The sequence below is a fragment of the Crocosphaera chwakensis CCY0110 genome, from assembly GCF_000169335.1.
Classification (GTDB): domain Bacteria; phylum Cyanobacteriota; class Cyanobacteriia; order Cyanobacteriales; family Microcystaceae; genus Crocosphaera; species Crocosphaera chwakensis.
The window spans coordinates 21,955-28,154 of the sequence record NZ_AAXW01000055.1; the positions used below are offsets into that span (position 1 = coordinate 21,955).

The 6,200-nt window shown below is 39.2% G+C and carries 8 protein-coding genes; 3 read left to right on the forward strand and 5 right to left on the reverse strand.

Translation table 11 applies throughout. The annotated features are described in order from the left end of the window. Positions 1-61 precede the first annotated feature (61 nt). The 4 genes from CY0110_RS22270 to CY0110_RS22285 all read right to left on the reverse strand — a co-directional run bounded on the left by CY0110_RS22270 (position 62) and on the right by CY0110_RS22285 (position 2,931). Positions 62-289, reverse strand: a complete 228-nt coding sequence (locus CY0110_RS22270; protein ID WP_008277833.1) for a hypothetical protein — start codon at positions 287-289, stop codon at positions 62-64. A gap of 27 nt (positions 290-316) precedes the next feature. Then, complete coding sequence (locus CY0110_RS22275; RefSeq protein ID WP_008277834.1) at positions 317-874, reverse strand: hypothetical protein; 558 nt, start codon at positions 872-874, stop codon at positions 317-319. 156 nt (positions 875-1,030) lie between these two features. Next, the gene (locus CY0110_RS28075; RefSeq protein ID WP_008277835.1) at positions 1,031-2,599 is read right to left on the reverse strand and encodes a hypothetical protein; all 1,569 of its coding nucleotides are present in this window, start codon (positions 2,597-2,599) and stop codon (positions 1,031-1,033) included. Positions 2,600-2,601: 2 nt separating this feature from the next. Further along, positions 2,602-2,931, reverse strand: a complete 330-nt coding sequence (locus CY0110_RS22285; RefSeq protein WP_008277836.1) for a hypothetical protein — start codon at positions 2,929-2,931, stop codon at positions 2,602-2,604. Between the two features lie 488 nt (positions 2,932-3,419). Here CY0110_RS22285 and CY0110_RS22290 point away from each other — a divergent pair, with 488 nt between their 5' ends. Further along, the gene (locus tag CY0110_RS22290) at positions 3,420-3,647 is read left to right on the forward strand and encodes a hypothetical protein (protein ID WP_008277838.1); all 228 of its coding nucleotides are present in this window, start codon (positions 3,420-3,422) and stop codon (positions 3,645-3,647) included. On the opposite strand, the gene CY0110_RS22295 is transcribed toward CY0110_RS22290, so the two are convergent. After that, complete coding sequence (locus CY0110_RS22295) at positions 3,610-5,136, reverse strand: IS5-like element ISCysp16 family transposase (RefSeq protein WP_008273831.1); 1,527 nt, start codon at positions 5,134-5,136, stop codon at positions 3,610-3,612. The two genes, CY0110_RS22290 and CY0110_RS22295, sit on opposite strands and share 38 nt — an antisense overlap. A 156-nt stretch (positions 5,137-5,292) precedes the next feature. Between CY0110_RS22295 and CY0110_RS28080 the strand changes: the two genes are divergently transcribed. Continuing rightward, positions 5,293-5,619, forward strand: a complete 327-nt coding sequence (locus CY0110_RS28080; RefSeq protein ID WP_008277839.1) for a tyrosine-type recombinase/integrase — start codon at positions 5,293-5,295, stop codon at positions 5,617-5,619. A gap of 190 nt (positions 5,620-5,809) precedes the next feature. Continuing rightward, the gene (locus CY0110_RS22305) at positions 5,810-6,007 is read left to right on the forward strand and encodes a hypothetical protein (RefSeq protein ID WP_008277840.1); all 198 of its coding nucleotides are present in this window, start codon (positions 5,810-5,812) and stop codon (positions 6,005-6,007) included. The last annotated feature ends 193 nt before the right edge of the window (positions 6,008-6,200 follow it).

Below are 6,200 nucleotides of genomic sequence, written 5' to 3' on the forward strand. Positions count from 1 at the left end.
AGGATTCTGACCAAAACAACGACCATTTACTTGAGTCCGTAAACTGATATTCAACAGACATTTACATCAAATAACTAAGGTTGTTTTCGCAGCAGTCAAGCCAATCATAAACATCAACCCGTGACACATCTCCTAAGAATTCGGTTAATTCGTTGGGGGTGAGTTCTAGGTTAAGAAAGCGATCGATGGCTTGCTGTCCTTCGATATAACGATTAATTTCGTCCATATCGATTTCAGAGGAAGTAGGCAAATAAAGATCAAGGGCGTTTCTAATTTGATGATGTTTCATGATTAATTAAATGGCTTAAAAGATGGTTTAGTCGCGTCTCCATTGTTCGGGCTGTGCCGAAAGAAAATAATCAACGTTTAACTGACTAGATACTAATTGAGCGACTTTTTCTTGAAAATATTTAACTGTCTCGGTTTGACCGATGGGCAGCGTATAGGTTTGTCCTTGGTTTTTCTTGTATTTTCGTCCAGTGATGTCAGAAGTAGCTGAAACTTTAGTGCCTCGGACAGTTAACGTTAATTTTGCAGGAACAAAACTACCGTTAGTGTTATAGCCAGTTGTTACATCGGTAATGCCAAGCTTAGAAAAGTCAGCGTTAGTTTTAAACTTGTCGAATGCGCGATTAGTTGTTGTTACCAAAATTTGACTACCTGCATCAGTAGAAGGAAGGCCAAAAGCAATTAATCCCACTGATTTCTCACCGCCAGAAGCTTCTCGTGCTGCAATTTCTCGAACAGTTTCCCCTTCTTTCCATTTAGCATACTTTGTGATATCTAAATTTGCTGGTAAGTTACCAATATCTACTTTAGCGAGCTTTAAAGCGTCATAAACTCGTTCTAGGTCTGAAAAACGTTTTCTAGCCATGTTTTTCTAACAATTATTTAAACTACCTTTTTATCATGGCACGAAAAAATCCCAAAGAAACGTCACGGAAGGTCTATACACCTTCCTAGTTATAAGACCATCAATACTCAGTAACGAGAGCGTTGAGATAGGTAAACGTGTGATCGTACAGAGGGATCAGATCCGGTTTACCCCAAAGATTAGCGTGAGCATATCGTCGGGTTTTTCTTCTGGTTGGCTAACGGGGTCGGTTGGTTCTCCGATAGGGTTATCAGGAGGAACTGTCGGAGGAGTGATCGCCGGTGGAAACGAGGAGCCATTGCTGTTAACACCAGGGGCAAGGGAGCCGGTGGTAGAGATACTGGTCGAGCTACCTGTAGAGGTACTGGTCGAACTCCCCGTAGAGGTGCTTTCTTGAGGCTGCAACCAACTCCCAGACCCCCCAGAAGGACGAGGAGAGGTAGAAGGACGTGGGGAGCCACTGGGTTGCCCTGTACTTGAAGGATTGGGGGTTGGGCTGGTTGAGGTTCCGTTTCCTGGCTTTGGGGTTGGTGCCGGTGCTGGTTTGCCCTCGCCTGACCAGCCTTGAGAACCCGTTCCAAAATAATTCCCCCCAGGACTTGCCCCAGTGCCTTGCCAGCCAGTCGGTGACGCGGTGTTTGTTGAGGCATTGCCAGAGCTTGCAGTGCTAGTGGTGGGCTTTAGAGTTGGAGGGGTATAAATCCAAGCCGGCGGATCTCCCCCCTCAGCGCGATCGCCTTCAGTTGTTGTTCCGTCAACCCTTGTTATGTATTCAAATCGATAATTCCTAAATTCAAATCCTTTGTAATAGCTGGATTCAATGGTGTCGTAAGCGGTTTGTCCATTTGTTCCCGTGTGGGCAACTTCTAAATCGGGATAATCTTCAGTTCCTCGGACTAAAATTGCGATAATCGGTCCATATTTTATTCTTTCGGTACTAAGTTTATTAAGCTGCCAAGAATTACCAGTCGATTTAATATAAATGTCATACCGAACTTTATATCTATATCTTACCCCTGCTACTTGACCCCCTAGAAATTGAGGCGTTCCTGGTAACTTTTTAGTTCCTCTGGTATCTTTTTCAGGAAGTCGATTTATTTTAGAATCACTATTAATGTTATCTTTTTTGCCTCCACGCCCAAAGAAATTATTGAAAGAATCTTTGATTTTGTCTCCTTGAGACAAACCCCAACCAAGAAAAGCAACGGCTCCAACTTTAACGGCAGTGCTTAATTTACTTGAATTCTTTTTATTACCTCCAGATAAATTATTATTGTTTAAGTTAGTATTTTGATTAGATTGAGGTTTATTATTCAGTTGATTGTTTAGGTTTGTTTTCGACGAATTCCCATTGCTTTTTGGCTGCTGATTATTCCAAGGTCTATATTTATTAGAATCTCCAGATCCTATATTTTTCCTTGAATTATTTAAGAAAAAGTCGCTTTTTCCTCCAGTTCCTTGCGGTTTGGGGCGAAAAACCTTCCCTCCAAAATGAGATTTACCCCCATAGCCACTGCCAGGCTTGCCACTGGGTTGTCCGCTACCACCGCCACCGTAACCACGCCAACCACCGCCATAACCACCGCCCGGCGACCAGGAACTGCCAGCCCCAGATCCACTGCTGCGACCTCCAGAGCGAAAGCCTCCGCCGGCGTTGCCACTAGAGCCACTATTAAAAATGCTGCCATTGCCTGAGTCTCCCCCAGGCGTTAAGTTCCGTCCCATAATTAAGCGGTTAAACTAGCGTCTTTGTAAGCTTCTGGAAAGAGTAGAGGGGAAGCTTTATCAATCTGATCCGTGTGCATCCACTGGAAGCGAGGGGTAACGGCTGCATCATCTTTAAGAGGAACGATAAATTCGTATCTTCGATATTGACGCTGATCGTCTGCCTCGAATTGGAAGACTTGAGCGAAAGGATAGTTAATGCGCTGTCCTTCGTTGTTGGTTAGCTGTAAGCTTCCGGGGAATTGATAATACATCAACTCGCCGGCATAAGAGGCTAATTGTTCGATTGAAGTAATAGCAGTGTGAATATCAGATAGTAAAAGTGCTGTCATACTCTTGTTTCGTTTATTTCGTTAAAAGGTTGATTGATTAATTGCTGATCAAGCAGAATTCATTTTTTACGTCATGAGTCCTAACTTTTTGGTTTAGTCTCGATTCGATTGCTGATGAAAAAATTAATTTTGAGCTTTTTGAGGGCTTGACTCTAAATTGATCAAGCAACGACGGCAAGGACAAATTAATTTATTTTGATTTTTCTGTTGTTCTTTGCACTCAGTACAATTACTTGGTAAACAATTAGATTCTTTTGAACAGGTCATAAAAAATTTTCTAGTTTTATTTTTTAGTTTATTCTGGCTCGTTTCTGATAGCAACTACAGAAAATGTATATTTTCCGTAGTATCTATGATTGGCTATAACTCAAGCTGTGGGTACATTAGAAGTAAGTTTAATGTTTCTCAAATATTTAACAACTACAGATTTAAGTAGATTCTGTATGTAAATCTGTAGTCATTTTCTTCTTAAACAAAGAGGTTTAAAAATGTCAGTTGGTGGTAAAGCTAAAGTATTAAATGCAACGGAATGGGCCAAACTTGAAAAAGTTGGACAATCGATCACTCATCAAACGATTTGGGCCCTGTTGCGGTTTACTGGGTGTCGTTCTCAAGAAGCCAGATTATTGACAGTCGACAATGTCTACATAGGGTTTGCTGAAAAAGTTTCTCCAAAATTTATGCGGCCAAAAGCCGATAATTTCCCTGCCAATTAATAATTTTTCTTTCTATAAATTTGCTATAAATATAATTTTCATTAATATAATTGTGGTTGAATAGTTCATCAGTTTTAATATTAATGAATAACCACAAATAAAGCGACAAAAACTGCCGAAGCAGTCTGGAAAGATTGACAACTAGAAAGGTAATGGCAATAGAAGTTTCTGAGGTTTCAGGGAGTTTAGTCATGACGAGATTCAAGCTAAACGAAGATTTAGCTTGTCCAAATTTTCCCTCAATAGCATTTCGGAAACTTTCGTCTGAGCGAGCTTGTTTCTTCTCTTCTTCACTGACATTTTTCGGAGGTCTTCCTAACTTCGGACCACTAATTCTTATTCCTCTCTCTTTACACCAATTTCTATTTTCTCTAGTTCTATAAATTTTATCAACATGAACAGATTCGGGATAATAGCCAAACATTTCTCTATACTTTTCTACTTGTTCTTTTAAATGACAAGATTCATTTAAGTTTTCCCAACTTATTCGGTCTAAAAATACATAATTATCCACACAGCTAACCGAGAGCTTAGCTCCAAACTCTATTGGTTTTCCTGCTTTTCCTCTGACTATAGGACGAATATGGGGTTGAGTTAAACTTACAATTCTTTGGGGAACACTCTGGGTTTTATTCTCCCACATTACTCGTTGTTGTTTATAAACTTTTTTGATAGTTTCTAGAAGATTTTGCTGTCTTTTACTCAGATTTTTGAGGGAAGCCCCAGCTTGATTCAAGTCTTCTATATGTCCTAGATTGTTCTTAACGTATTTCAACTGTTTTTCTATAGCTTTTCTCCTTTCTTGATAAGAAACTTTTCCTTTTTTAGCTACCTTTAAATATTCTTTTCTGGCAATGTGTCTAGAAATTCTCGGTTTTTTCCTCAGTTTTCCTCTTAAAGCTTTATAAAGATTGTCTATTATTCTTTCTGTCTCAATTCTAGCTTGATTTAATATTCCTAAATCTGTCGGATATTTTATATCGGCCGGCGCACAAGTTGCATCTAGTATTAGTTTACCTCGATTTTTTAGTTTTTTTCCTTTTTCTTGGGGTAAATCCTTTTTTTTTATTTCTTTATCAAGCTTTTCTTTCTCTTTTTTCACTATTTCTTTATTTATTTTATTCACCAAATCTACATCAATCCTTTTCCTAAAATGAACTAGCATTGAAGCTTCCACTGGTGGCTCTTGTTGATAACAATTTAAACCTATAAAGTATTGTAGATAAGGATTTTCTCTAATCTGTTCTATTGTTTCTCTATCACTTGTTCCTAACTTTTCCTTAATAATTAATATCCCTAATGCCATTCTAAATGGTTTAGCTGGCGCACCTTTTTCTGCTGAAAAAAGTTTAGCATATTCTTCTTCAAAATCATCCCAAGGTATTAGTTCTGCCATGATTACCCAACGATTACTTGGGGATAATTTTCCCTCGAAGGGCAATTCAAAATTTTCTGGGGCGGGTGAAGGCTGCTCCTCTTTTCGATACATTTGTTCTTGACTAACAACTGCAAGGTATCCCTACCAATTTTAGCGGTTTTTAGCTGCACTAGCTGATTTTTTTTTGTCATCGAATATGAGTGTAACCCTTGTTATCAAAAGGTTACACTCATATTCAGCAAACCCTACATAGATCCTGTTAATCGGGTGGTTAGAGATTGTGTTTACTTTCCTAAGAAAATCCGCAAAGGTAAGAAGTGGGCGATCTCTGTTCCGATTACTGACAAACTCAAATGGTATTTAGAACGGTATGAGGCCCCGGAATCTGGTTATCTGTTTCCCTCCCCTCGCAACCCTCAAAAACCCATATCCTATGAAGCCGTTTACAAATATATGAAAGATGCAGCCGCCAAAGCCGGGCTTGGTCATCACAAAATTGCCACTCACTCAGGACGGCGATCGCTTATTACTCATCTTCATGAGAACGGGGTCAGCTTAAAAACCATTCAAGGGATTACTGGCCATCGTCACTGACAGAATTTGTCCCCTTATGTTGAAATCTATGATGCTTTGATTCGGGGTGCGTTGGGAAACATAACCTTATGAGTTGAGGGTGAGGTTTGCTTCAAGGGGAATAGACCGATGATAATCATCACCAATTCCCCCCGATCGCTCTCTAACTATTAATGATCCTATTGATTTTCTATGGAGTTTTAAAAAACTGATGAGGTTTCAAAAAAATACTTTTGTTGAAGATTTATCTAAAACGTTTTTCCTAAGTCTTGAAGTTTTGGGACAACAAATTAATTATATTCTTTGTACCCCAGGATTAAATATTTTGTTTTGGGTGATTATGATACAAATATTAGTGGCGTTAGTGTTAACTGATTTATCATCAACTAACACATTTAACCATTTTTAGTGAAACTTGAACAATTGGGGTTATGACTGAGTTATATGTTAACGTGAGTTCGACGAGAATTTTGTAGCTGACAGAGAACACCAGACCTATGCTGGAAGTAGTATTCCTCAAGGTCTGGTGCTATGGATATAAAATCTCGTCTCGATCTGACTCAAGTTTTTTGTGATGTAGATGATTGTCTTCTTGCGCGTTC

Coding starts and splice junctions, on each gene's coding strand:
- CY0110_RS22275 (WP_008277834.1), bottom strand. CDS start 874: ATGGCTAGAAAACGTTTTTCAGACCTAGAACGAGTTTATGACGCTTTA.
- CY0110_RS22295 (WP_008273831.1), bottom strand. CDS start 5,136: ATGTATCGAAAAGAGGAGCAGCCTTCACCCGCCCCAGAAAATTTTGAA.
- CY0110_RS28075 (WP_008277835.1), bottom strand. CDS start 2,599: ATGGGACGGAACTTAACGCCTGGGGGAGACTCAGGCAATGGCAGCATT.
- CY0110_RS22285 (WP_008277836.1), bottom strand. CDS start 2,931: ATGACAGCACTTTTACTATCTGATATTCACACTGCTATTACTTCAATC.
- CY0110_RS22290 (WP_008277838.1), top strand. CDS start 3,420: ATGTCAGTTGGTGGTAAAGCTAAAGTATTAAATGCAACGGAATGGGCC.
- CY0110_RS22305 (WP_008277840.1), top strand. CDS start 5,810: ATGAGGTTTCAAAAAAATACTTTTGTTGAAGATTTATCTAAAACGTTT.
- CY0110_RS22270 (WP_008277833.1), bottom strand. CDS start 289: ATGAAACATCATCAAATTAGAAACGCCCTTGATCTTTATTTGCCTACT.